Origin of the sequence: Halomonas sp. BLK-85 (assembly GCF_044792155.1) — a bacterium.
Taxonomy (GTDB): domain Bacteria; phylum Pseudomonadota; class Gammaproteobacteria; order Pseudomonadales; family Halomonadaceae; genus Vreelandella.
Window position 1 is genome coordinate 857075 of record NZ_CP087731.1, and the last position, 26044, is coordinate 883118.

General features: G+C 59.5%; 23 protein-coding genes. 18 read left to right on the plus strand and 5 right to left on the minus strand.

Annotated features, from left to right (window positions below; all coding sequences use genetic code 11):
• The first annotated feature begins 71 nt into the window (after positions 1-71).
• The 6 genes from LL947_RS03745 (at position 72) to rsd (ending at position 7668) form a co-directional block, all read left to right on the plus strand.
• Positions 72-1628 (plus strand): phosphoenolpyruvate carboxykinase, encoded by a 1557-nt coding sequence (locus tag LL947_RS03745; protein WP_499834013.1) that lies wholly within the window; start codon positions 72-74, stop codon positions 1626-1628.
• Positions 1629-1767: 139 nt separating this feature from the next.
• Entirely contained in the window at positions 1768-2265 is a 498-nt protein-coding gene (gene msrB, locus LL947_RS03750; protein WP_290821960.1) for a peptide-methionine (R)-S-oxide reductase MsrB, read from the plus strand.
• A gap of 66 nt (positions 2266-2331) precedes the next feature.
• On the plus strand, positions 2332-4680 hold the full coding sequence (locus tag LL947_RS03755; protein ID WP_499834014.1) for a Tex family protein: 2349 nt from the start codon (positions 2332-2334) through the stop codon (positions 4678-4680).
• Between the two features lie 172 nt (positions 4681-4852).
• Positions 4853-6508 carry a glutamate--cysteine ligase gene (gene gshA / locus LL947_RS03760; protein ID WP_499834015.1) on the plus strand — a complete coding sequence of 552 codons (1656 nt, stop codon included), beginning with the start codon at positions 4853-4855 and terminating at the stop codon, positions 6506-6508.
• Positions 6508-7014 (plus strand): disulfide bond formation protein B, encoded by a 507-nt coding sequence (locus LL947_RS03765; protein WP_290821949.1) that lies wholly within the window; start codon positions 6508-6510, stop codon positions 7012-7014. The genes gshA and LL947_RS03765 overlap by 1 nt, the downstream gene beginning before the upstream one ends.
• Before the next feature lie 165 nt (positions 7015-7179).
• Entirely contained in the window at positions 7180-7668 is a 489-nt protein-coding gene (rsd, locus tag LL947_RS03770) for a sigma D regulator (RefSeq protein ID WP_499834016.1), read from the plus strand.
• Between the two features lie 135 nt (positions 7669-7803).
• Here rsd and LL947_RS03775 read toward each other — a convergent pair whose 3' ends face one another.
• The gene (locus LL947_RS03775; RefSeq protein ID WP_290821944.1) at positions 7804-7941 is read right to left on the minus strand and encodes a hypothetical protein; all 138 of its coding nucleotides are present in this window, start codon (positions 7939-7941) and stop codon (positions 7804-7806) included.
• 1 nt (position 7942) lies between these two features.
• Here LL947_RS03775 and LL947_RS03780 point away from each other — a divergent pair, with 1 nt between their 5' ends.
• Positions 7943-8917, plus strand: a complete 975-nt coding sequence (locus LL947_RS03780; protein ID WP_290821943.1) for a malate dehydrogenase — start codon at positions 7943-7945, stop codon at positions 8915-8917.
• A gap of 102 nt (positions 8918-9019) precedes the next feature.
• Here LL947_RS03780 and LL947_RS03785 read toward each other — a convergent pair whose 3' ends face one another.
• Positions 9020-9676, minus strand: coding sequence for a histidinol-phosphatase (locus tag LL947_RS03785; protein WP_499834017.1), 657 nt, complete (start codon positions 9674-9676; stop codon positions 9020-9022).
• A 165-nt stretch (positions 9677-9841) separates the two neighbouring features.
• On the opposite strand from LL947_RS03785, the gene LL947_RS03790 reads away from it, so the two are divergent.
• Both LL947_RS03790 and ptsP read left to right on the plus strand, forming a co-directional pair.
• Positions 9842-10405 carry an RNA pyrophosphohydrolase gene (locus LL947_RS03790; RefSeq protein WP_404416570.1) on the plus strand — a complete coding sequence of 188 codons (564 nt, stop codon included), beginning with the start codon at positions 9842-9844 and terminating at the stop codon, positions 10403-10405.
• A 42-nt stretch (positions 10406-10447) separates the two neighbouring features.
• Complete coding sequence (ptsP, locus tag LL947_RS03795) at positions 10448-12715, plus strand: phosphoenolpyruvate--protein phosphotransferase (RefSeq protein WP_290822011.1); 2268 nt, start codon at positions 10448-10450, stop codon at positions 12713-12715.
• Between the two features lie 51 nt (positions 12716-12766).
• Here the strand turns inward: ptsP and LL947_RS03800 are convergent, their stop codons facing one another.
• Complete coding sequence (locus LL947_RS03800; RefSeq protein ID WP_499834018.1) at positions 12767-13546, minus strand: NRDE family protein; 780 nt, start codon at positions 13544-13546, stop codon at positions 12767-12769.
• Between the two features lie 246 nt (positions 13547-13792).
• Here LL947_RS03800 and LL947_RS03805 point away from each other — a divergent pair, with 246 nt between their 5' ends.
• The 8 genes from LL947_RS03805 to LL947_RS03840 all read left to right on the plus strand — a co-directional run bounded on the left by LL947_RS03805 (position 13793) and on the right by LL947_RS03840 (position 21348).
• Entirely contained in the window at positions 13793-14968 is a 1176-nt protein-coding gene (locus LL947_RS03805) for a response regulator (protein ID WP_499834019.1), read from the plus strand.
• Entirely contained in the window at positions 14965-15762 is a 798-nt protein-coding gene (locus LL947_RS03810; protein ID WP_499834020.1) for a sulfite exporter TauE/SafE family protein, read from the plus strand. The genes LL947_RS03805 and LL947_RS03810 overlap by 4 nt, the downstream gene beginning before the upstream one ends.
• 18 nt (positions 15763-15780) lie before the next feature.
• Positions 15781-16575, plus strand: coding sequence for a prolipoprotein diacylglyceryl transferase (gene lgt, locus LL947_RS03815; protein WP_499834021.1), 795 nt, complete (start codon positions 15781-15783; stop codon positions 16573-16575).
• Positions 16576-16711: 136 nt separating this feature from the next.
• Entirely contained in the window at positions 16712-17485 is a 774-nt protein-coding gene (locus LL947_RS03820) for a thymidylate synthase (RefSeq protein ID WP_290822009.1), read from the plus strand.
• Positions 17482-18069 carry a dihydrofolate reductase gene (locus LL947_RS03825; RefSeq protein WP_499834022.1) on the plus strand — a complete coding sequence of 196 codons (588 nt, stop codon included), beginning with the start codon at positions 17482-17484 and terminating at the stop codon, positions 18067-18069. Before LL947_RS03820 ends, LL947_RS03825 begins: the two co-directional genes overlap by 4 nt.
• Before the next feature lies 1 nt (position 18070).
• Complete coding sequence (locus LL947_RS03830) at positions 18071-18850, plus strand: ProQ/FINO family protein (protein WP_499834023.1); 780 nt, start codon at positions 18071-18073, stop codon at positions 18848-18850.
• A 238-nt stretch (positions 18851-19088) separates the two neighbouring features.
• Positions 19089-20156, plus strand: coding sequence for a porin (locus LL947_RS03835; protein WP_499834024.1), 1068 nt, complete (start codon positions 19089-19091; stop codon positions 20154-20156).
• A 115-nt stretch (positions 20157-20271) separates the two neighbouring features.
• Positions 20272-21348 carry a patatin-like phospholipase family protein gene (locus LL947_RS03840; RefSeq protein WP_290823679.1) on the plus strand — a complete coding sequence of 359 codons (1077 nt, stop codon included), beginning with the start codon at positions 20272-20274 and terminating at the stop codon, positions 21346-21348.
• On the opposite strand, the gene LL947_RS03845 is transcribed toward LL947_RS03840, so the two are convergent.
• Complete coding sequence (locus LL947_RS03845; protein WP_499834025.1) at positions 21337-22578, minus strand: capsule polysaccharide biogenesis protein; 1242 nt, start codon at positions 22576-22578, stop codon at positions 21337-21339. The two genes, LL947_RS03840 and LL947_RS03845, sit on opposite strands and share 12 nt — an antisense overlap.
• A gap of 1 nt (position 22579) precedes the next feature.
• The gene (locus tag LL947_RS03850) at positions 22580-24589 is read right to left on the minus strand and encodes a capsule polysaccharide biogenesis protein (protein ID WP_499834026.1); all 2010 of its coding nucleotides are present in this window, start codon (positions 24587-24589) and stop codon (positions 22580-22582) included.
• Positions 24590-24768: 179 nt separating this feature from the next.
• Between LL947_RS03850 and chrA the strand changes: the two genes are divergently transcribed.
• Positions 24769-25995: a chromate efflux transporter gene (chrA, locus tag LL947_RS03855; RefSeq protein WP_499834027.1), complete on the plus strand. Its 1227-nt coding sequence runs from the start codon at positions 24769-24771 to the stop codon at positions 25993-25995.
• The last annotated feature ends 49 nt before the right edge of the window (positions 25996-26044 follow it).

The following is a 26044-nucleotide window of genomic DNA, read 5'->3' on the forward strand; positions in this document are numbered from 1 at the left end:
TCGGGAATGTTTTTTGCAGGCGTCGGAGACGCCGGGTAAACGGATAAATGGCCCAAGGCCCAGGAATCGACATGACCACGACACAAGCTGCTCCTCAAGCCCACGTAAACCTGAATACTGCCGAGTTGATCGAGCGTGCCGTGGCTCGTGGTGAGGGCCGTTTGTCTGCAAACGGTGCGCTGGTAGTGAGTACCGGCGAACGTACCGGGCGCTCACCCAAGGATCGTTTTATTGTCGATGAGCCATCGACCCGCGACAGCATCGACTGGGGCAGCGTGAACCGTCCGTTTGATGCCGACAGGTTCTCCGCACTCTGGGCTCGCGTCGATGATTACCTGCAATGCCATGATAACTTCGTCTCGGAACTGCACGTGGGCAGTGATCCTGAGCACTATCTGCCTGTCCGGGTAACCGCCGAAACGGCCTGGCACAACCTGTTTGGACGGACCATGTTCGTGCGCCCAGAGGTGTATAACCCGAGCGCCAAGGATGCCTGGCAGATTTTCAACGCCCCGTATTTTGTCTGCGAGCCGGACCGCGATGGCACCAACTCCGATGGTTGCGTGATCATCAATTTTGCTGAGAAGAAGGTACTGATCGCCGGCATGCGCTATGCCGGTGAAATGAAAAAGGCCATGTTCTCGGTCCAGAACTACCTGTTGCCGGACGCAGACGTGCTGCCCATGCACTGCTCGGCCAACGTGGGTGAAGACGGTGAAACCTGCCTGTTCTTCGGGCTTTCCGGCACCGGTAAGACCACGCTGTCCGCCGATCCGGCGCGCTACCTGATTGGTGATGATGAGCACGGCTGGGGCGATGACACCGTCTTCAACATGGAAGGTGGCTGCTATGCCAAATGTATCGACCTTTCCGAGAAGAATGAGCCGGTTATCTGGAACGCCATCAAATTCGGTACCGTGCTGGAAAACGTGGTGCTGGATGACCGCCGCGAGCCGGACTACGCCGATGACAGCCTGACCCAGAACTCCCGTGCGGCTTACCCGCTGGAGCATATTGAAAAGCGGGTGCCGGAAAATCGTGCCGGTGAGCCCAATGCCATTGTCTTCCTGACCTGTGATATGTCGGGCGTATTGCCACCCGTGTCCGTGCTGTCCAAGGAAGCGGCTGCCTATCATTTCCTGTCAGGCTACACCGCCAAGGTGGGCTCTACCGAAATGGGCTCCTCCGAAGGTCTGGCAGCGACCTTTTCAACCTGCTTCGGGGCGCCTTTCTTCCCGCGCCCGGCACGGGAGTATGCGGATCTGCTGATCAAGCGGGTCGAAAAGAAAGATGCCCAGGTTTATCTGGTCAACACCGGCTGGACTGGCGGTGCCTACGGTGAAGGTGGCTCACGCTTCTCGATTCCTACCACGCGAGCCATTATTACCGCCATTCAGTCGGGCGTTCTGCGCGATGTAGACACCCAGCAGATTGATGGGCTGAACCTGCAGGTGCCCGTAGCGGTTCCCGGCGTTGATTCCAGCCTGCTGGACCCGCGTGAAACCTGGCAGGACAAGGAAGCCTACAAGCGTCACATGAAGGAACTGGCCACCAAGTTTGTGGATAACTTCAAGAAGTTTGAAGGCGTGAATGAAGCCATCGTCTTGGCTGGCCCGCAGCTGACCTGACACAACGCCGGGCCAGCATCAGCAAAAGCGACGGTGTACGAAAAAGTGATCGTGTAGAACATCAGGTAAACAATGGTGTCTCAAAGAGGTGGTGCCCAGGCACCACCTCTTTTTTTCACACGTCTGGAGTCTTGTCCTGATGAAACGTCGTCATTTTTTGGGCCTGGCCGGGCTGACAGGCCTGACCGGAATGCTACCCGGGCTGTCGTTTGGCTTTCCGCGTGTCAAGCTGGAGGCGGACCCAGCGCTTGAACCCCTCGAGCTTACCGAAGCCCAGTGGCGTGAACGACTTTCCGACAAAGCCTTTTACGTGCTACGACAACACGGCACAGAGGAACCCTTTTCAAGCCCTCTGGATGCAGAGTGGCGTGAAGGTGAATACCGCTGTGCCGGCTGTGATCTGCTGCTGTTCACCAGCGATATGAAATATGATTCTGGTACCGGCTGGCCCAGCTACTTCGAGCACGTGGAGGGGCATATGCTCAGCCAGCTCGACTTTGCCATGGTCTGGCCACGGGTGGAATACCATTGCGCCCGTTGCGGGGGGCACCAGGGGCATGTATTTGATGATGGCCCAGAGCCCACCGGGCTGCGCTGGTGCAATAATGGCGCCGCCTTGCGTTTTGTCCCGGCCTGAGGCGTCCTGGCGCTGATTGTGATACCTTGATGGCTTTATCAAGGCTGCATGAGATTGTTGCTATCTATGGATGTCAATCAGCGTATTCTTACCCGGCTCGCGGATGAGCTCGGTGTTCGCCCCCAGCAGGTATCGGCTACCGTCGCCCTCCTGGACGAGGGGGCAACGGTTCCGTTTATCGCGCGTTATCGCAAGGAAGTGACCGGTGCGCTGGATGATACCCAGCTGCGCCAACTGGATGAGCGCCTGCGTTATCTGCGCGAACTGGAAGAACGCCGTGCCGGCGTGGTGGCGGCCATTGATGAACAGGGCAAGTTGACGCCTGAACTGGCCCGCCAGCTGGAGGCAGCCGATACCAAACAGCGCCTGGAAGATCTTTACCTGCCCTTCAAGAAAAAGCGTCGTACCAAGGCGCAGATTGCGCGTGAGGCCGGGTTGGAACCATTGGCGGACGCACTGCTGGGCAACCCGGCACTGACGCCGGAACACGAAGCCCACGCCTATCTGCGTCCGGCCGACGGTGACATTGGCGCTATTGAAGATCCCAAGGCCGCCCTGGACGGTGCCAAACAGATCCTGATGGAGCGTTTTGCGGAAGACCCTGAGCTGGTCGGTCAGCTGCGCGAGCGGCTCTGGCAGGAAGGCGAGCTGAGCGCCAGGGTGCTTGACGGCAAACAGCAGGAAGGCGCCAAGTTCTCTGACTACTTCGAACATGATGAAAAACTTGCCAAGGTGCCGTCACACCGCGCCTTGGCGATGTTCCGTGGCCGCAATGAAGGCGTGCTGGGGCTGGCGATCCGTCTACCGGGTGAAGAGGATGCGCCGGTGCATCCGGCGCAGGTTGTCATTGCCCGCCAGGTGGGCGTGCGTGATGAAGGACGCCCGGCGGATAAGTGGTTGAATGAAGTGGTGCGCTGGACGTGGCGGGTCAAGCTCTACACCGCCCTTGAAACCGAACTTCTTGGCCGCCTGCGTGAACAGGCCGAACTGACCGCCATCGAGGTATTTGCGGCCAATCTCAAGGATCTGTTGCTGGCCGCTCCGGCCGGGCAGCAAGTGACCCTGGCAATCGACCCTGGCCTGAGAACCGGCTGCAAGGTAGCGGTGGTGGATGCCACCGGCCAGTTTGTCGACCAGGCCACGATCTACCCTCACGCCCCACAGAAACAATGGGACAAGGCGCTGGCGGAACTTGCCCGTCTGGTAAAACAGCACGGCGTCGCACTGATTGCAGTGGGCAACGGCACTGCCAGCCGTGAGACTGACAGGCTGGCTGCTGAACTGGTCAAGCGCATGGCCCCTGAGCATCGTCTGCGCAAGGTCATGGTGTCTGAGGCCGGCGCCTCGGTATATTCCGCCTCGGAATACGCTTCCCGCGAGCTGCCGGATCTGGATGTTACGGTGCGCGGCGCCGTGTCCATTGCACGCCGTTTGCAGGATCCGCTGGCCGAGCTGGTCAAGATCGAACCCAAATCGATTGGGGTGGGCCAATACCAGCATGATGTTTCCCAGCTTCAGCTGTCCAGGTCCCTTGAGGCGGTGATTGAAGACTGTGTCAATGCGGTAGGCGTTGATCTGAATACAGCCTCCAGCGCCTTGCTGTCGCGGGTTGCCGGCCTGTCATCCACCCTGGCGGAAAACATCGTTGCCCAACGCAATGCCAAAGGCGCATTCAATAGCCGCAAAGAGCTGTTGGACGTCAGCCGCCTGGGACCCAGGACGTTCGAGCAGTGCGCGGGCTTTCTGCGTATCAATAATGCCGCGAACCCGCTGGATGCCAGCGCCGTTCACCCTGAAGCCTATCGCCTGGTCGAGCAGATCGCCAGGCATCAGAACCGTGATGTAAAAGGTCTGATTGGCGACAGTGCCACCCTCAAAGCACTCAAGCCCGCCGACTTTGCCGATGAGCGCTTTGGGGTATACACGGTGACCGATATCATTGCCGAGCTGGATAAGCCTGGCCGGGACCCGCGCCCTGAGTTCAAGGCAGCCGAGTTTCGCGAGGGGGTCGAAACCCTGCAAGACCTTGCGCTGGGCATGGTGCTGGAAGGTACCGTTACCAACGTGACGCATTTTGGGGCCTTCGTGGATATCGGTGTTCACCAGGATGGTCTGGTACACATATCCGCGCTTTCTGAGCGTTTTATTGATGATCCGCGCAGTGTGGTCAAGGCGGGCGATATTGTGAGCGTCAAGGTCATGAGCGTGGATATACCGCGCAAGCGGGTAGGGCTCTCCATGCGTCTGGATGATCAGCCTGAACAGGCCTCCAGCGAGGCAGGTCATGGCCCCACACAAGGCCACAGCCGGCCTGCCAGCGAGCGTGGTCAGCGCAAAGCCGCCAAGGCAACCCCGGAGCCGGCCGCCGTCGGCGCACTGGGCGCCGCCCTCCTGAAAGCGCGCCAGGACAGCTAACGCCTCGAGGTATTGTCGATCATCATGAATATCGATAGCGTAATTCTATTGTCAGATTGCCTTGATTGTTGGCGTCATGGCGCCATATCCTGCGCTTCTGCGTCGCCTGGGCGACATATAAAACGCGTTTATCCGTCAAATGCTGGCGGACCAGACACAAGGAGTGTTCACTTTGTCTGAACCACTCACAGAGACAGCATTTTCTGCGCCATCAACCTTGCAGGACAGGGTGGATCATCTCATGCCGGTGGCCAAAGCGGGCCGTCTGGGCCGCCTGCGGCGCGGCATTGAAAAAGAAGGCTTGCGGGTAGACGCCACGGGGCAGGTGGCGCAGACGCCGCACCCCTATGCCTTAGGTTCCAAGCTGACCCATCCGCACATCACCACGGATTACTCCGAGGCTCTGCTGGAGTTCATTACGCCAGTGACCTCGCAGCCTCGCGATGCACTGGCATTTCTGAGTGACCTGCAGACCTTCACCTACCATGCGCTGGATAATGAGTGGATCTGGCCGGGTAGCATGCCCGCGCGTCTGGACGGTAACGATAGCATCCCGATTGCCGACTACGGCACCTCCAACATCGGTACCATGAAGACGGTCTATCGCAGGGGCCTGGATGTGCGCTACGGCCGCATCATGCAGGCCATTGCCGGCGTACACTATAATGTGTCGCTTCCGGACAGCATGTGGCAGGCGTTGCAGGCGCTGGAAGGTGAAGGGCAGACGGCGTTCAACGATTTCCGCTCAACGCGCTACTTTGCCCTGATTCGCAACTTCCGGCGTCACAGCTGGTTGCTGCTTTATCTGTTCGGTGCCTCTCCGGCCATTGATAAAAGTTTCCTGCCCAGTGGAAAATCGCCGCAAAAACTCCAGGCGCTGGATGATGAAACCGACTATGCGCCTTACGCAACCACGCTGCGCATGTCGGATCTCGGTTACCAGAACAAGGTGCAGGAGCAGCTCAAGATCTGTTTCAACTCACTGGGCAACTACGTGAATACCCTGCGCCATGCCATCTCTTCAAGCTGGCCTGACTATGAAAAGCTGGGGGTCAATATAGACGGCGACTGGCAGCAGCTGAATGCCAATATCCTGCAGATCGAGAACGAATATTACAGTGATATTCGCCCCAAGCGAGTGACCAAGCATAATGAAACCCCCAGCCAGGCGCTGGAAGCGCGTGGCGTTGAGTATATTGAAGTGCGCTGCCTGGACCTGAACCCGTTTGATCCTCTGGGTATTACCGAGCCTCAGATCCGCTTTGTGGACACCTTCCTGCTGTGGTGTCTGCTCAGCGAAAGCCCCTGGATCAGCGATGAGGAGTGTGATCGCCTGGACGATAATCGTCGTCTGGTCGTGGCCCGCGGCCGCGACCCGGCGCTGACCCTGACGCGCCAGGGGGAAGCGGTCAGCGTCGCCGAGTGGGGTGAGCAGATATGTGCCGAGATGATAACGGTTGCCGGCCTGCTGGATGCCATGGAAGAGAACACACCGCACGCCGATGCGGTCTCCGCGCTGTCGCCTGCCTTGAAGCACCCTGACCTCACGCCCTCTGCCCAGCTGCTTGCCACACTGCATGACCAGAAGGTGTCACTGAGCGAGCTGATGCTGACACTGGCAAAGCAGCAAGGCGAGACCCTGCAGCAGCAGCCGATGCTGCGTTCCCGGCATGCCCTGCTGGATCAGTTGGTGGAAACCTCGCATCAGCAGCAGCACGATATTGAGGAAGCCGATCAGGTCAGCTTCGACGAATTCCTGGAAAGCTATTTTGCCCAGGCGCGGGAGTCCCGCCTGGCAGCCTTATCCACGGCCGGAGGGCTCTCATAATGCTGTTAACGACGCGCAGCGTGGCGTTGGCAGGGCTTGCTTTCTGCGCCCTGATGATGGCCGTGGCATTGGCACTGCAATATATTGCCGGTTTGGCCCCCTGCCCGCTGTGCGTATTTCAGCGCGTGGGGGTGCTGGCCACCGCCGCGGTGTTACTGGTGGCCGTGGTACATAACCCGTCGGGCCGATGGGGGAGGGCATTCTATGGCCTCTTGAGCCTGCTGACAGTGGCAGGCGGTGCCTCTGTTGCCGGGCGTCATATCTGGCTGCAGTCACTGCCCGAGGATAAAGTGCCCACCTGTGGGCCCGACCTCAGCTACATGATGGACATGCTGCCCCTTCAGGAAGTGGTGAACCGTGTGCTGTCCGGCTCGGGGGAGTGTGCAGAAATTGATTTCATGCTGCTGGGGCTGTCACTACCCGCCTGGACACTGGTGGGCTTTCTGATATTGGCGCTGATCCCGCTCCGGCTGCTGTGGCTATCTTTTGCCGCTTCGCGAGGTTGACACCGGCAGCCGTAAAGGAGAGGCTTGGTTATTATTAACTGTGTGTAACAGAGTTGTTTTCTGATGGCGTCATCCGGGTCGGTCATTGCGTGTATGGCCTCTGATTCAGCCTGATCTGCCAGGGGTGATCCATCTATTTGGCCTGATAACAGGGAGATGGCCCTCATGCTCGAAGACTGCAAAAATGCCCAGGAGCGCTGGGGTGGCGTCCACGCTTTGATTGATCGCTGGCTCCAGCAACGCAAGGCGCTGCTGGTCAGTTTCATGGCATTGCAGCAGACCTGCGATGCCGAGCTTGAAAGCGTGAACAAAGCCCAGGTGGACAGTTTCAGCGAACTGCTGATGGATTACATCAGCGCCGGACACTTTGAGGTGTATCCCCAGCTGGCTGACGAAGCCAAGGCCTTTGGGGATGACGCCGCGCTGGCGCTGGCCGCCAGTTTGCTGGAACGCCTGGAAATGTCCACGGAAATGACCCTTGAGTTCGATAATGACTATGCCACGCCGGTTCGCTGCCAGCAGAATCTTGTCCGTTTGCCGGCCTGGATTGATCGTCTGTCAAAAGGGCTTGCCGAACGCTTTGCACTTGAAGATCAGCTGATCGCGAAACTGCATGCGGCGCACAGCCCCGAACAGGCCAAAGCCCCGGCCTGATCCGGGCGCTGCTGCCTCTTTCCTGTCATTATCGAGCACTGGCAGTGCCCTGAAAGGCGCCGGCCAGTGCTTTTGCATGCCTGAGCCGTAACAGCGGCTCATAAACGACAGGAAAACTGCCTGGCGCTGGCATAACTAGCCGCAGGTCTGATTGAGTTTTTGTTGCGCTGCGCATACCATCGGCTCGTCCTGAGTGGTGTCGTGGGTGGCAAAAGGCGCTCTTGTCGGCATTCCGCTCTTGGTCGTATCAAGGCCAATTAACCAAGGAGTCATGATGAAAGATCCCGTTCGTATTGCGATTACCGGCGGCGCCGGTCAGATCAGCTATTCACTTATTTTTCGTATTGCTGCTGGCGACATGCTGGGCAAGGACCAGCCGGTGATTCTCCAGCTGCTGGAAATTCCCCAGGCCCTTGACGCCTTGAATGGCGTGGTGATGGAAGTCAACGACTGTGCTTTCCCGCTGGTACAGGATATCGTTGCCACGGATGACCCGAACGTTGCCTTCAAAGACGCCGACTTTGCGCTGCTGGTAGGTGCACGTCCGCGTGGGCCGGGCATGGAGCGTAAGGATCTGCTGGAAGCCAACGCCGCCATTTTCTCGGTGCAGGGCAAGGCGCTGAACGACCATGCAAGCCGTGATGTACGTGTGCTGGTGGTCGGTAACCCGGCCAACACCAACGCCCTGATTGCATCCTGCAATGCGCCGGATCTGGATGCAGGCCAGTTCACTGCCATGACGCGTCTTGATCATAACCGTGCACTGACCCAGCTGGCTCAGAAAACCGGCAAGCATGTGACCGATGTTGAGGGCATGATTATCTGGGGGAACCACAGTGCTACCCAGTATCCGGATCTTGCCCAGTGCACGGTCGACGGCAAGGCTGCCTTTGATCTGGTTGAGCGCGACTGGTACGAAAACGACTTTATTCCGACCGTCCAGCAGCGTGGCGCAGCCATCATCAAGGCACGTGGTGCATCCTCTGCAGCATCTGCGGCGTCTTCCGCCATTGATCACATGCACGATTGGGCGCTGGGCAGCAAGGGCATTGTCAGCATGGCGATCCCGTCGGATGGCAGCTACGGCATCGAGGAAGGCATCATCTATTCCTACCCGGTGCGTTGCCACGCTGGCAAGTATGAAATCGTCCAGGGCTTTGAGCTGGATGCCTTCAGCAAAGAAAAGATGGCTGCGACCGAAAAAGAACTGCGCGAAGAGCGTGCCGCCGTCGAACATCTGCTTGGCTAAGCATGTTTTATGGAGCGCCTGATAAAGCGCTCGATAGACGCAAAACCCCGCAAGCTGACGCCTGCGGGGTTTTTATTGTGCTAACCACTCACGAATCATGACTCAATCGCGCAGGCTCATGATTCGCCACTGACGCTGTTCGGCGATTTCGCGCAGGGTGTCGTCGGGGTCGACCGCGACAGGGTGATCCACCTGCTCCAGGAGCGGCAGGTCATTATGAGAATCGCTATAGAACCAGGCGCCGTCGAGGGTCATTTCCTGGTGTTCCAGCCATTGCTCAAGCCGCGCGACCTTGCCCTCCCGAAAGCTGGGAATACCGTCGACCTTGCCGGTGTAGCGCCCATCAACCATTTCAGGCTGCACGGCAATCAGGTGATCAATGCCCAGCCGTTCAGCAATCGGGCCGGTGATGAACTGATTGGTGGCGGTGATGATCAAGAGGGTATGGCCGCGCGTGCGGTGGCGGGCAATCAGCTCCTCGGCCTTGGGCAGGATGTGCGGTTCAATCTTGCTGACCATGAACTGCTGATGCCAGGCGGCAAGCTGTTCGGGGCTGTTATCGGCCAGCGGTTTCAACGCCACTTCCAGGAAGGCATCGATATCCAGAGTGCCCGCATTATAGTCCGCCATGAAGCGTTCATTGGCGGCTTGGTAAGCCACGGCATCGACCGCGCCCTGCTCGAGCAGGAATTCGCCCCAGGCATGGTCGCTGTCGGTAGATAGCAAGGTGTTGTCCAGATCGAAAATGGCCAGACTCACAGCATTCCCCTTAATGGTATCTTGGTCATCAAATATCACGACTGACAGGGCGATGAATTATCGCAGAGTCCCCCCGGTTTAACCACTTGGCGTTATATTGTATTGATACGCTTGTCTTGCTTGTGGAAAAATGGGGGTAACTGAAAATTTACTAAGGTGACGTCCGTGATCGACGCAGACGGCTTTCGCCCCAACGTTGGCATTATTATTGCGAACGCTCAGGGGCAACTGCTTTGGGCGCGTCGTGTAGGGCAGAACGCGTGGCAATTCCCTCAGGGAGGCATCAAGTCAAGTGAAACGCCCCATCAGGCGCTCTTTCGTGAGTTGCATGAGGAAATTGGCCTGACCGCCAATGACGTTGATATTGTTGCCTGCACCCGAGGGTGGCTGCGCTATCGCCTACCACGTCGCATGATTAGAACCCATGCCAGGCCGGTGTGCATCGGCCAGAAACAGAAGTGGTTTTTATTGCAGATTCGCTGTCAGGAAAGCCAGATTTGCATGACGGCAACCCCCAAGCCTGAATTCGACGGCTGGCGCTGGGTCAGCTACTGGTACCCGCTCGGGCAGGTGGTGCCGTTCAAGCGGGAAGTCTATCGCCGCGCACTGCGAGAGCTTTCACCACGCCTTCAGCGCATTGCCCTGGAAGGCGATTCAGCGCTGACAGAGTCGTCAGCGACAAGCCAGGCGCCATCAAGCGACGGTTCTTCAAGGTCAGGTGAACCCTAATCTTCCTCAGCGAGGCCAATATCAGTGAAAAGTAAAACGTCCATGCTCGAGGTGCTGCGCCGCGTCATTCAGGAAGTGAATGGCGCCCGCAATCTGGATGCGGCGCTGGCGACCATGGTGCGCCGGATCCGCAAGGCCATGCATACTGATGTGTGCTCGTTTTATCTTTACGATCAGGAGCTCGAATCACTCATCCTGATGGAGACCATTGGTCTTCGCACCCAGGCGGTCGGCCGGGTGGTCCTGCCCGTGGGGGAGGGCCTGGTGGGCATGGTGGCCAAACGCAGTGAGCCTCTCAATCTGGAGGATGCGCAGCTGCATCCTCACTTTCGCTATTTTGAATCCACCGGCGAGGAGCGTTACTCAAGCTTCCTGGGCGTTCCTATCATTCACCAGCGCCAGATGCTTGGCGTACTGGTGGTGCAGCAGGCAGAAAAGCGCCGCTATGACGATGAGGATGAAGCTTTTCTGGTCACCATGGCAGCGCAGCTGGCAGGTGTATTGGCGCATGCCCTGGCCACCGGTAATTTTACGCGTCCGTCGCTGGCAGGCAGTCAGGCAACCTTCAAGGGGGTGGCCGCATCACCGGGTATCGGTATGGGCGAGGCGGTGGTCATCTCGCCTCCGGCCGACCTCAACAGTGTGCCAGACCTGGTGCCCAGCGATATGGACTATGAGGTGGCCCGTCTCAAGGAAGCGGTCAGCAGGACCCGCGACGAAATTCGTGCGGCGGCAGAACGTCTGGTCAATCGTATTTCAGCCCAGGAACTGGCGCTGTTTGATGTCTACCAGCAGATGCTGGGTGAAGCCGCCCTGACCGAGGAAGTGGAAAAGCGCATCCGTGAGGGCCAATGGGCGCCAGGCGCTCTGGCCGATGTGGTGCGCCGACATGTGCAGTACCTGGAGCGCGTAGATGACAACTATCTGCGCGAACGCGCGGCGGATATTCGTGATCTTGGCCGCCGTGTGCTGGCGCACCTGCAGGAGGATACGCCCTCCACGCCGGATACCTATCCGGAAAACGCCATCCTGGTCGGCGACGAAATCAGCGTGGCCATGCTGGGTGAGGTGCCGCGAGAGCGTCTCAAAGGCCTGGTGTCGGTGCGCGGTTCAAGCACTTCCCACGTGGCGATTATTGCCCGGGCCATGGGGATACCCACGGTGCTCGGAATGGTTGATCTGCCGTTGCCACGCCTGTCCGGCGCCCCTGTGGTGCTGGACGGTCATCGCGGGCGCCTGTTCGTCCGCCCCGGCCCTGAGCTGAACGCTCATTACACCACCCTGATTGAAGAAGAAAAGGCCCTGACGGCCCTGTTGGAGCACGAACAGGACCTGCCCAGCCAGACACCGGACGGCTACAAGGTGCCGCTGATGGTCAATACCGGCCTGACCGTGGATGTGGTGGCCTTGCTGAAAAGCCGTATCAGCGGGGTGGGCCTGTACCGTACCGAAGTACCCTTCATGATTACCGAGCGCTTTCCCGGTGAAAAGGAGCAGACCCGGCTGTATCGGGATCAGCTGGAAAGTTTTTCGCCCTTGCCCGTCATCATGCGGACCCTGGATATCGGTGGTGACAAGGACTTGCCCTACTTTCCGATCGAGGAAGCCAACCCCTTCCTGGGCTGGCGGGGCATGCGGGTGACGCTGGATCATCCGGAAGTGCTGATGGTGCAGCTGCGTGCCATGCTCAAGGCATCCCAGGGGCTGGACAATCTGTATGTGCTCTTCCCGATGATCACCAATGTGGAAGAAGTGGATGAAGCCTTGCGCCTGATGGAAAGGGCGATCGAGGAGCTGGGAGAAGAAGGTATTGCCGTTGAGCGGCCCAAGGTCGGCGTCATGATTGAAGTGCCGGCGGCGATCTATCAGATGGATGCCCTGGCCAAGCGGGTTGATTTCTTTTCAGTGGGCAGTAACGACCTGACCCAGTACCTGCTGGCAGTCGACAGAAATAACCCCAGGGTGGCCAGCCTTTATGATGCCCTGCATCCTGCTCTTCTGGGGGCGCTGCTGGAACTGTCCCAGGATGCCAGACGGCTGGACAAGCCGATTTCACTCTGCGGCGAGCTGGCGGGAGACCCGGCAGGGGCCTTACTCCTGATGGCCATGGGCTTTAACAGCCTCTCCATGAATGCCCCCAATTTGCCCAAGGTGCGTGCGGCCATTCGCAGGGTCACCCTGGTGGATGCGCAACAGCTCCTTGATGAGGTCATGCAGCTGGACACGCCGGCGCAGGTACATGCGCATCTGGATGCACGCATGGATGACTGGGAGCTCGCGCATCTGATGCCGCCAAAGTCCTGTGCTTAAGCCCTGTGTTTAAGTTCTGCGCCTAAGTCGTGTGTCCACGTTCCGGGCGCTTCAGGTCCAGGCGGTCTCCAGGGTGAGACTGATGTCTCCGCGCGGCACACCCATGGGGCCAAAACTCTGTTCTGTGATGCTGATGGAGCCCCCTTGATGAGCTGTCAGCCAGGTGGTTGCCCGCGTGCCGTAACTTTCGCCCACAATAAAGGCGGCTGACAGCTTTTTCTCCAGCGCCGGTGCGATACCGGTATCAGGAACGGCGTCTGACGGGGCTTCCCGGCGTTGCTGAATAGCCCTTAAAGCATGGTGGGGCCAATCCGCCGAGGGTGTTTGCCTGTCAGCCAGCATGGCCTCCCTGAGGTCAACTGCTTTGGGCCAGGGGGTGTCCAGGTTGGCATTGGACACTACGTGAAGGCCTTCACTGACGCGGCCAAGGGTGATGTTTTCGCGCCCGCGATGCATGTGCCACAGGGTGTGGGGCGTGGCGACCAGCAGGTTGAAGCCGGCATGCTGGTGGGCTTCATTATGGAGTTGTTGCAGCCAGTCTTCGAGGTTGGGGCAGGTCAGGGCCTGGTGGACCAGTTCTCCCCGGCTGGGCGTGCCCGGGGGCGTGATCAGGTCAGGGTCGCGAACATTGGTGAGCGTTGCCACTCGCCCGGTAAGCCGATTGACCGCCAGCCAGGAACCTCCGGCCTGAAGGTCCCTGCCGCCGACAATGGGGGCATCTTTCCAGTCATGCAGTGCCTGGGTCGGGCGGTCGTGAAATTCATCGCGATTGCCAATAAGCCGGAGCGGCGTCAGGGTCTGGGGTTGCCAGTCAAAGGCAAGAAGGCACATGCTTGGCTTCCTGAAGGGTGTCTGTGTCGGTGGATACGTTAGCTGTCTGAATCAATGAACGTTTTAAACGATCCAGAAAATGATCAACAGCGTTGACAGCCAACCGTAAAGGGACGGCCATGCAGTAGAGCCTCATGACATCTGTGCATGTGCCACGTAAACTGGCGATCCCGGAATGACCACTGGGCAATCATGCTGTATTGAGCATATAACTGTAAACAGGCACCCAGCCAACAGGACGGCCTGATGACTGATTCGTATCGCAAGGAGCACTTCTGGCGCAGCCTCATCTGGCCCATCCTGTGGCCCTGCCTGCTGTTGCAGCTGGCATTGGTGCTGTTGTGCCTTCTGGTCGCCACCATGCCGGTGAGCGGCAGCTACCCGGAAACGTCGTGGTGGCCCTTGTTGGCCATCATGACGCTTCTGCTGCTTGGCACTGGGCTGAACCTGGGTGCCTTTGGCGTGCTGCTACGCGCCAGGGTGAATCGCAGTGAGCAGGCGCTGGAACAGAGCATCGGTGAACTGGAACAGCACCTTGGAGCGCTTGGCACACAGGATAAGCACGCCGGTTCTGTTATTGGGGTCGACGATAATAGCGGGCAGCGTGCCCCCCTGATTGAGCGGCTGGGAAAAGCCAATGAGCAGTTGGCGGCGATGCGCCATGCTGGCGACAAGGTGCTGGCCGAGAGTGTTCTGCCCGAGGTGGATGCCCGCGACACCTTACTGGATGATCTGGCTCAGACGCGACAGCAGATGAACCAGCTTCAGCTGGGGCGTGACCGGGCCAGGGAAGAATCGCGCCTGAAGTCCGGCTATCTGAACCTGCTGCGCCGCGAGACCAGCCTGCTTTTCAAGTATGTTGATCACTGGTCTGCCAATCTGCCGGCGGGAAGCGTAGAGGGAGTGAATGAGTTCAAAGAACGTCTGGCCGATATTCGCGCCTTGCTGGGCAACCTTGTTGACGAATCAGTGGCCGAGGCCGATGCCCGACAGGACATGCCGGCTCAGCCAGCCAGGGTGCTGGTGGTGGATGACGGTCCGGTCAACCTGATGCTGGCCAAGCGGGTGCTGGAAAAGCAGGGCTTTGAGGTCACCGCCGTGGATAGCGGTGAGAAAGCCCTGACCTGCCAGCAGCGCCAGCATTTTGACCTGGTGTTCATGGATATTTTCATGCCGGAGATGGACGGCCTGGAAACCAGTCGGCAGTGGCGCAGATACGAACAATCTCAGCACATGAAAGGCAGTATTCTGGTGGCGCTGACGGCCAACGCTGACGGGGCCGGCCGCGAGCGTTGCCTGCAGGCGGGCATGAACGACCTGCTTGCCAAACCCTATCAGCCCGAAAGCCTGATCAACCGGGTGATGGCCTGGTTTCCTGATGAGCATTTTCCCGATCAACCTTACGAGGCGTTCACGCCATGACGGTGATAGTGACGTTTGCAGTCTATCTGCTATTGGGCGCCGTTGCGGGCACCATGGCCGGGCTCTTTGGGGTCGGCGGTGGCCTGATCATTGTACCGGTGCTGGCCCTGGCCTTTGAGTGGCAAGGCATTGCCCCTGAGGTGCTGATGCACCTGGCGATTGGTACCTCGCTGGCCACTATTGTGATCACGGGGGCGTCGTCTGCGTATGGTCATTTCCGCAAGGGCAGTGTCGACAAGCCCTGGTTCATGGCCTTGCTGCCTGGCCTGATGCTGGGAGCGATTGCCGGTGTTTTCGTCGCTGACAACCTGTCCGGCACCTTGCTGGGCACCCTGTTTGGGGTCTTTGTCCTGCTGGTGGCGCTCAAGATGATGATGGGGCTGTCGCCCAAACCGGGCAGCCAGGCGCCGGGCAAACGGGTGATGGTGGCTGCAGGAACCGTCATTGGCGCCATTTCAGCCCTGTTCGGGATTGGCGGCGGTACCCTGACCGTACCCTGGCTATCACGCTGCGGCGCCAATATGACCCAGGCGGTGGGGACCTCCGCAGCCTGCGGGTTGCCGATTGCCGTGTTTGGCGCACTGACCTTTATTGTCGTGGGCTGGGGGCACCCTTTGCTGCCTGCGGCGACAACCGGTTTTGTCATGTGGCCTGCCTTTGTGGGCATTGTCCTGGCCAGCGTTCCTTTTGCCCGCCTGGGGGTCCGGCTGGCGCATGTTCTCCCCGCGCATGTGCTGCGTTACGCCTTTGCGACCCTGCTGACCCTGGTCGGGTTACGTTTCATTCTTGGTTAATGGCCTTAGGGAAGAACTATGATTGCTTATCCGGAAATTGACCCCGTTGCCATTGCCGTTGGCCCTCTTCAGGTTCACTGGTACGGGCTGATGTATGTGGTGGGCTTTGTGGCGGCCTGGTGGTTGGGCAGCCTGCGCGCAGCGCGCATTGGCCTCAACCGTGATGATATCGGTGACCTGCTGTTCTATGCGGCCATCGGGGTCGTGGCCGGTGGACGCCTGGGCTATGCGCTGTTTTATGGCCTTGAGCAATGGCTTGCCGATCCGCTGTGGGTGTTCCGCGTCTGGGATGGCGGCATGAGCTTCCATGGCGGGCTTTTGGGGGTGCTGCTGGCCGCCTGGCTGTATGCCCGCAAAAAGCAGCTGGCCTTTCTGACCCTGGCCGATTTTATTGCCCCTCTGGTGCCCATCGGGCTGGGGGCGGGCCGAATCGGCAATTTCATCAATCATGAATTGCCCGGCCGAGTGACCAGCCTGCCCTGGGGCATGCCATTTCCCGGCATGGGCCCGGAACCCAGGCATCCTTCAGCGCTTTATGAGGCGCTGCTGGAAGGCGTTGTGCTGTTTGCGCTGCTGTGGTGGCTATCGGCCAGGCCGCAAAGCCGTGGCCTGGTGTCGGGCGCTTTTCTGGTCGGTTATGGCCTGTTCCGCTTCATGGTTGAATTTGTGCGGATGCCCGACCCGCACATCGGCTACCTGGCCTTCGGCTGGTTCACCATGGGCATGCTGCTGACGCTGCCGATGATAGCGCTAGGCCTGGTATTGATTATCTGGTCGCAACGCCAGGCGGTCGATGGTGCTGGTAAGGAGTGAGCGGTAAATAGTTGGAGTGGCAGCGGGCGTTTTCGCTGGTATAGAATGTTTTAACAAATGCTTTTAATCTGGATTTCTTGTGACTGATGTAACGCCGACTTCGCAACAAGCGCTTGAGCAGCCGTATCTGGACCTGATGCGCCATGTCCTTGAACAGGGCGTTGACCGCGACGACAGGACCGGTACCGGTACCCGCTCCGTGTTCGGGCACCAGATGCGTTTTGATCTTTCGCGTGGCTTTCCGCTGCTGACCACCAAGAAACTCCATTTGCGCTCGATCATTCACGAGCTTTTATGGTTTCTGCGCGGGGAAACCAATATTGCCTACCTGCAGGAAAACGGCGTGCGTATCTGGGATGAATGGGCCGATGCCGAGGGTAATCTCGGGCCCGTCTATGGCTATCAGTGGCGCAGCTGGCCGCGCCCGGAAGGTGGCAGCGTTGACCAGATCAGCCAGCTGGTCGAGCAGATCAGGACCAACCCCATGTCGCGGCGCCTGATTGTCTCAGCCTGGAACCCGGCGCAGGTGGAGGCGATGCAGTTGCCGCCCTGTCATTGTCTGTTCCAGTTCTATGTGGCCAACGGCCGGCTTTCCTGCCAGCTGTATCAGCGCAGTGCCGATATCTTTCTGGGCGTGCCTTTCAACATCGCCAGCTATGCGCTGCTGCTCAGCATGGTGGCCCAGGTGACGGGCCTGAAAGCAGGGGAGTTCATCCACACCCTGGGCGATGCGCATCTCTACGCGAATCACTTTGAGCAGGCCCGTGAGCAGTTGACCCGCCAGCCCCATGAGCCGCCGCAGTTGCGGCTTAACCCGCAGGTTGATGACCTGTTCGCATTTGCATTTGATGATATTGTCATCGATGCCTACGAGGCCCATCCCCATATCAAGGCGCAGGTAGCCGTATGAACACTGTTGAACCGTCATCATCGGCACATGGCGAGCCGCTGGTGCCCGTGGCCATGATTGTTGCCATGGCACAGAACCGGGTGATCGGGGTCGAGGGCCAGCTGCCCTGGTACCTGCCGGAGGACCTGAAGTTCTTCAAGCGAACCACCCAGGCCAAACCCCTGGTGATGGGGCGTAAGACTTTTGAATCGATTGGCAAGCCGTTACCCAACCGGCTGAACATTGTGGTGACCCGTGATACCCAGTGGTCGCATCCTGGCGTGCGTGTCTGCCATAGCCTGCAGGATGCCCTGGCACTGGCGGACCTGCAGGCGACGATTGAAGCGGCGGAAGAGGTGATGGTCATGGGCGGCGGCGAGATCTATGCGCAAGCGCTGGACGTGGCTCAGCGCCTGTACATTACCGAAGTCAAGGTCGAGGTGGAGGGCGATACCCGTTTTCCCGCCCTGGCAGACAGCCAGTGGCAGGAAAGCCAGCGGGTAGCCGGTACCCCACAGCCGGGCCAGCCGGACTACGATTTTGTGATCTATGAACGCCGTGCACCCGCATCGACGGATGCCATAGGCACAGGCCAGGGAGACTGACATGTCGGCCAGCGTGAAACAGTTATTGGATGATCTGGAAATCCGGCTTGAAAAGGCGCAACAGACCATTGCTGCCCTGGAAGCGCACAACCGCCAGTTGACACGTCAGCTGGCGGGCCATGCGCCGGCCCAGCCGCCGCTGGACACCCCGGCACCCGAGCTGCCTGCCACCCCCACGCCGCCGCCTGCTGCTACCCCGACACCGCCCAGCCCCCATCAGTTACTCGAGCAGTGGTACCAGCGCTACCCGCAGGCGTTCTCCAGGGGCCGCACCCTGCCGCTCAAGGTGGGTATCCACCAGGATCTCGCGGAACGGGAAGCCGTCTGGTCGAACAAGTTGATCCGCCGTGCATTGGCCAACTACGTCAATCTGCCGCGTTACGTCAAGGCGATGCAGGAAGGGGTCGAGCGGGTCGATCTGGAGGGGAATCCGGCCGGAGTGGTGGATGCCCAGGCCGCCGAATTTGCCGCGCGAAAGCGCCAGGCCCGCCAGAAAACCGCGCCGTCATCTGCCAACCGTCCTCCATCGACGCCGGGCAGAAAGGCATCCGACAGCCAGGCCGGTGAGCAGCCCGCGACTGCAAAGCCCCGAGGGCAGCGACCCGCGCCGGGCAAGCGGGCGCCCGCCCAACCTGACGCCGCCCAACCGCCTGGCGCTGACACACAGAAGCCGCCTGCACAGGCGCTGGCGGAAAGCGCTCAGGCAAGCGGCGCTGGCCGCCAGCCAATGAGCATGGAAGAAAAACTCGCCAGCCTGCAGGCGAAATTTCAAACGCGCTGAGACACGTCAAGCGCGACGTGGTTCCGGAAAAAATCACGATCCATTAAAAAACAGTGTTTTTTTCTATTGCTTTCCGGCAAATCACGGTATAGAGTTCTACCTGCGAGCATTGGAATATAACAAGGCTAGTATGGATCTGAGGCAGTTTGCCTGCCGCAAAAAATCAGACCGGCTACCCATACAGGCAATATAGCCTGACTAAACGATCGAAACAGAAAGCTAGTTAAGGAACCTACTCATGAAAAAGACACTTTTAGCAACTGCCGTTGTTAGCGCCATCGCCGCGATGGGCGCTACTTCCAGCGTTCAGGCTGCCCCGGTATATGACCAGGACGGCACCAAGCTTGACATCTATGGCCGCATTTCCATGGGTATCCGTGGTGGTGGTTCTAACGTCTCTGATGGCGTTGAAGTAGATAATGGCGCAGAATTTGTCGACGTCTATTCGCGTATTGGCTTCAATATGAGCCAGCAGGTTTCCAACGACCTGAGTGCCTTTGGTCGTCTGGAGTGGCGTTTCAACGGTGACGAAGCAAGCTATGACAACGGCTTTGAGGGCGGTATCCGTCAGAGCTATGTCGGTCTGCAGAGCAACCAGTACGGTACTGTTCAGGCCGGTAACTTCGACAGCTTCTACAACCAGTTTGTTTCCCTGCCGTTCGATGTCTATATCGACCGCGGTCTGGAATTCGCTGGCCACCCGACCCAGTCACGTGGTGACTCCATCGGTTACTACACACCAGATCTGAATGGCTTTACCGTTTACCTGCAGGGCAAGCATTACAGCGATCGTGATCGCTTAGAAGGCGTTCCGGGCGGTGAAGTTGGTGTTCGTGATGAAGGTAACGTAATTGCTGCGCAAGGTGGTGTACGCTACCAGCAGGGCCCGATCACCGTCGGTCTGGGTTTTGTTGAAGATGTCGTCCGTGGCGGCGGCAACGGCGAACTGCTGGGTGGCCTGATCGGCTCCTACGCGGTCAACGATGCTCTGTCTCTGCGTCTGGGTTATGAAGGTCGTGAAGACAGTGATACTCTTGGTGGCGGTTTTGATAAAGTCGGCTTGGGTATGTCCTACGGCGTGGGTGATCTGGCCTTCAATGCCGATATCTACGATATCAATGTAGATGGAGATGGTGAAGATCGCACTTCCTGGGCGCTGGGCAGCTACTACGCCGTTTCCAGCAACTTCAACGTCTTCCTGGAACTCCAGCAGGCTGATCAAGAAGATGTAGTAATCGGTAGTGATGGGATTAACTCTGAAAGCGACGACGTCTACTACGTTACTGGTGCTCGCTACTTCTTCTAAGCCTCGGCTTGAAGCAGGACAGCATTCCATCGCACTTAGTGTGTGATCAAACCGGCCCTTTAAGGGCCGGTTTTTTGTTGGCGCTTACGTTCAGACAGGATGATAAGGAGTCATTATGGCGACACCCACATCCAAGACGATTGATCTGGCCCTGCAGGGCGGGGGTTCCCATGGGGCGATTACCTGGGGCGTGCTTGACAGGCTACTGGAAGACTCCCGGCTGACCATTTCCGCGATCAGTGGCACCAGCGCCGGGGCCATGAACGCCGTGGTACTGGCCGACGGCCTGCACTACGGCGGCCGGGACGGCGCGCGGGAAGCGCTCCACCGGTTCTGGCGAGGGGTGAGTAATGCGGCGCGCTTTTCGCCCATTCAGCCTGCGCCCTGGGATTGGCTGATGGGCAACCACAGCCTGGACCATTCCCCCAGCTACCTGCTGTTCGAGAACCTGACCCAGCTGGTGGCACCGGCCAAGCTGAACCCGCTGGGCATCAACCCGCTGCGTGACCTGGTGAGCGACCTGGTGGACTTTGAACGGGTCAACGCCTGCCGCACCGCCACCGTCTTCGTCACGGCCACCAACGTAAGAACCGGGCGCGCCAAGGTGTTCAGCCAGCCGGAGATCAGCGCGGATACGGTCATGGCATCCGCGTGCCTGCCGTTTATGTTCCCGGCCGTTGAAATTGACGGCGAAGCCTACTGGGACGGCGGCTATAGCGGCAATCCGGCGCTGTTTCCGCTGGTGGATAACCGCGATTGTCAGGATCTGGTGGTGGTTCAGGTCAACCCCTTTGAACGCCAGCAGGCGCCAGACAGTGCCCGGGATATCATCAACCGGATCAACGAGATCACCTTCAATACCAGCCTGGTCAAGGAGCTGCGCAGTATCCAGCTGCTGCAGCAACTGATTGACGGCCAACAGCTGGACGCCGAGCGCTATCGCTCCATGCGTATTCACCTGATTCATGCCGAGCAGGAGGTCGAGCAGCTCAGCGCATCCAGCAAGCTCAATGCTCAGTGGAACTTTGTTTCCAGCCTGTTTGAACAGGGACGGCGCTGGGCCGACGAATGGCTGGATGAGCACTTTGATGCTCTGGGCCAGCGTTCCACCTTTGATCTGGATGCGGTCTTCAGTGATACCTTTGAGCCGCTGGCGCGAGGCTGTGGCCCGGAGGTGGGCTCAGGGCAATAAGGCTTCCAGCGGGGAGGGGCAGGCTTCCAGAATGCGCGAGGCGTTATTCACGGCCAGATCGATGCTCGGCTGGCAATAGAAACCACCGTTGACCTGGGTGGCATGCATGACGGTGCGGTAGAAGTAGCTGAACAGCTGCGAGTCGGGCGGCGTGGGGGCCTGCCAGAAATCGGCCAGCGTGCCCTGATGGGTCAAGCCGGGCAACTGATAGATGGGGTCGCTGAGGGCATGGGTCGGGCAGCCCTTTTCCAGCGCCACTATACCCACCGTGCTGTTGACGGTGATGGTGCCGGCGGCCTGCTTGACCAAGGCGTTCAGATCCCCCGATTCCAGATAGACAATGCGCCCTTCCAGGCCAAGTTGTCGGGCGAGTGTGCGGATGAGGCCGGCATAATTGACCAGCCCCATATCCAGCGGATGATTCTTGATACACAGCAGGGTGTCTGACGCTGCATGCCGGGCAAACGAGGTCATCACATCGCTGATGACTGCCTGCATGTTGGCGTAGGGGGAGTGGTCACGGATCTGGGCATCGGTATTCAGCTGCAGGGGCAGCATGAAATAACGCTTGCCGGATGCCAGCAAGGTGCTGATGCGTTTGGCGTCGCGCCGCTTCCAGACCTTGAGCTGGGTGAACCGCTTGGCATAGCCGAGGTATTCAGCCGGCGCGGTAATCGGTGAGTGGTTGCGGTAATGGGGGGCGACCAGGGGGTTGGCAAGGCCCGCTGCGTGGTAGCCGATATCATGCAGGGCACGAATATTGAAAGACGATTTGAAGCAGACCGGTTTTTGCGGTGCGGGTAGCGCCTTGCCGGTAGCAAAAAACCATTCCGGGTCCCTGGGGAGCAGGGAATGGCCGTTAACGCCTTCACGTTCCAGGGTGATCCAGAAGGGGCGAAAGTAGCCTTCTTCGAACACATGGGTGCGCACCCCGGCGGCGGCGGCATTATCCACGGCCGGGCGATGGATGGGCCGACGGTCACCAAAGAGTACCTGGTCGGTAATCGCGTAGCGCTGCCACAGATCCTGAATATAGTCGTCGAGTTCCTCCAGCCGGCCGCGAAACAGGTGGTTTTCACTGTGGGTATGCTGCCAGTAGAGCAGATCCCCCGCATTGAAGTTGACCTTGACGACCCGGTGGCCGTCGTCGCTCAGGCGCCTTGCCAGGCGGGGGTAAAACGGCGAGCAGACACCTTGCAGAAAAAGAAAGGCACGTTTTTGGGGTTTCAAGCTAGTGTCTTCCTATCAGTAGGTTGCGGTAATGGCGATACAGTTGCTGCTTCCAGGTCAGCGCCCTGGGCCGCCGGCGGGCCTGCTCAAGCAGGGTGATCACCGTTTCGATATGGCACAGCTGATGGGTCGTCGGGTCCGCGTAGCCGGGATAGACGATCAGGGTGCCCGCCAGGAGGGCATCCAGCGACAGTTGACGCTGGCGGCGTGGGCAGGCCAGCGTATCCCGGGTCAGCCCCCAGCCGGCATAGAAAGGCAGCCCGTGGGTGACTACTTCCTTGCCCCGCAGCAGCGCTTCAAAGCCGGTCAGTGAGCTCATGGTGTGTACGGCGTCCACGCGCTCGAGCAGGGCGCTGATATCACAGTGGCTGACATCCCTGTCATAATCGCGGCTGGCCGATGCCGGAAGCTGGCCCAGCCGAGCACCGCCAAGAACATCCGGGTGGGCCTTGTAGACAATCAGGGCGTCGGGTTCTGCCTGGCGAACCGCGGCCAGCAGGGCCGCATTGGTCTGAATCTGTGGCGAGCCACAGGCGATGGAGGCGTCGCTTTCTACCTGGCCGGGCACTAATACAATACGTCGGTCAGCCGGGAAATCCAGGGGCTGTTCGCCCCGGATATTGTATTTGGATAACTTGAGTGCCACCAGCCGCTGGCGTATTCGCGCGGCGCGCTCACACAGGTGCTGATCAAAGTCATGCTGGTTGAGAATCTGCTCCAGATCACTGGGCTGGCGGGCATCGTAGTAGATGCCGCTGTGGTCGATCACCAGGGAAAGTGGTTGGGTCAGATCAACGCCCAGCCCCACCGAGCGGACAAAACCGTCCTCCATCTTCCAAAGCTCTGATGTTGTGCCCGTCGCGGCTGTCTTGAGACCGCTGGCCCAGGTCAGCACCCGCCTTGAGTGGCCAGCGCCCGCCGATGTTGCACTATCAGGCAGTTCCGCGTGATAGCTGATACGGGCCTGATCGCCGAGAAAGTCACCGATAAAGCGCTTTTTCCACCCAGAGAAGCCGCAGGCCAGCCACTCGCCGCGATAACGCTCCTGCTGGCGGCGCTGATCAGCAATCAGGTCAATACACGCCTCCAGGTTTGAGGCTTCACGGGTGTAAGGGTTGGCGTAGCGGGTATAGCGCAGATAGGCGCCCGCAAAGACCTCTGTCAGGCGGCGCTGGCGATGGCGACGCGGGCAGTCAAACGCGTCATGGGTCAACCCCCAGCCGGCATAGAAGGGCTGGCCAAAGCAGTGTACCTGTTTGCCGGCCAGCAGAGCTTCAAAGCCCAGCTGACTGGTGACCACGTAGACATGTTCGACACAATCGAACAGTGCCCAGGGGTTGAGGTCATCGCCCACCACCCGGCAGCGAGGGTGATCAAAGGCGCGACTGAAGTGGCCGCGTTTCTTGCCGGCAATCACATCCGGGTGCACCTTGATCAGGATATCCGCATCCGGGTGCTCAGCCAGAGCGGCCTCCAGCATGGCAGTGAAGCTTTCGGCATTGGCTTGACCGTAGGCAATGGAGGCATCGCCGGCTGTCTGGTCGACTACCAGCACATGCGCTCTGTCGGGCAGTTCCAGCGCATGATCCGGGGCATGGTTATACTTGGACAGACGATGCCGCCTCAGCAGCTGGATGCAGCGCGCGGCGCGTTCGAGTTCCTCGCCCGGGAAGTTGGCGTGATTCAGCAGCACTTCAAGGTCCGAGGTCCGCGAGGCATCGTAATAGATGCCGCGCTGATCCACCACCATACTCACCGGCTGATAGCCCTGTGACCCCAGGCCCAGAGAACGCAGGAAACCATCTTCAAGGGCCAGATAGGGCAGCCTGTGGCGCTGCGCGTACTGGCGAGCGCGCTGGCTGGTGGGCTTCAGCCCCCAGCCAATCACCACATCAGGCTTGGGCGCGACGGGAGCAAGGCGTCTGAAGCGGGAAATTTCAGGCAGGAAGGCCGCCAGCGCCGCTATCTGTTTGATGCCCTGTGAGGTATAGCCTGCCGTAACTTTTTCCATGAAAGCCTAGGGTTATCGGTATCAGAAAACTGTCGGGAACTTACGTGAAAAGCCCGGATAGGGCAACTCCGTTCCTGCTATGTCGGCCTGGCCGCTTGTGTGATAGCGATATGATGTCATGTTAACGTCAGATTTTCTCGCTAGGATGATGTGTTGACCTATTAAATGGCGGGGGCAGAATGGACGATCGCAGGGCGGAAGCCACCCACAGCGCCAACAAGGCCGCTGCCGCTCAGGGCGGCCGCAGGCAAGAGGTGTTCTGGGCGTTCCTGCGCCTGGGGCTGAGCGCCTTTGGTGGGCCTGTGGCGCACCTGGGCTATTTTCGCCATGAGTTTGTAACGCGTCGCCAATGGCTGAATGACACCGCCTACGCCGACCTGGTGGCGCTGTGCCAGTTTCTGCCCGGGCCTGCCAGCAGCCAGGTGGGTGTTGCGCTGGGCCTGATGCGCGCCGGCCCCTGGGGCGCAGCGCTGGCCTGGCTGGCCTTCACCCTGCCTTCGGCTCTTTTGCTGGTGGTGTTTGCACTTGGCGCTGCCCACGTCGAGGGGCCTCTCGCTCAGGGGCTGGTAAGCGGCCTGAAAATAACCGCGGTGGCCATTGTGGCCCATGCGGTATGGGGAATGGCCAGACACCTGTGCCCGGATAAAACCCGGGCGGGCATCGCGCTGGCAGGCGTGTTTGCGGTGCTGCTGATTAACGGCCCGCTGGGCCAGATAGGTGCCATCCTGATCGGCAGCCTGGCGGGGTGGCTGTTATGCCGCCAGGCGACTGCCCCCTTGAGCGAGCCTCTGGCGTTTGCGCTTTCACGGCGTAGCGGCCTGATCGCACTGGGACTGTTCATTGCCTTGCTGGGTCTTCTGCCACTGGCGGCCAGCAATGCCGCCTGGCTGGCAGTGGCGTACGGCTTCTACCGTTCGGGCGCCCTGGTGTTCGGCGGTGGCCATGTGGTGTTGCCGCTGCTGGAAGCGCAAGTGGTGCAGTCAGGCTGGGTGAGTGCCGATGCGTTTCTGACCGGCTATGGCGCCGCCCAGGCGGTACCCGGGCCGCTGTTTACCTTTGCCGCCTACCTGGGCGCCTTATTGCCCGACATTAACCCCCTGGTGGGCGCGCTGCTGGCCCTGCTGGCCATCTTCGTGCCGGGGGTGCTGTTGCTGGTGGGCATACTGCCGTTCTGGAATAGCTTTCGCCAATGGCAGGGGGCCCAGGCGCTGATGCGCGGTGCCAATGCGGCTGTGGTGGGGATTCTGGCGGCGGCGCTGTATCACCCGGTGTGGACCAGTGCGATTATCGGGCCCTATGAATTTGCCCTGGCGCTGAGCGGCTTTCTGCTGTTGAGCGTCTGGAAACTCCCGGCCTGGGCGGTGGTCATCGTCATGGCGCTCGGTGGTTTAGCCACAGCGTTTTGAAAGCGTATGAAAGAAAACGCCCCCACAGGGTGAGGGCGTTCAGGAGAGA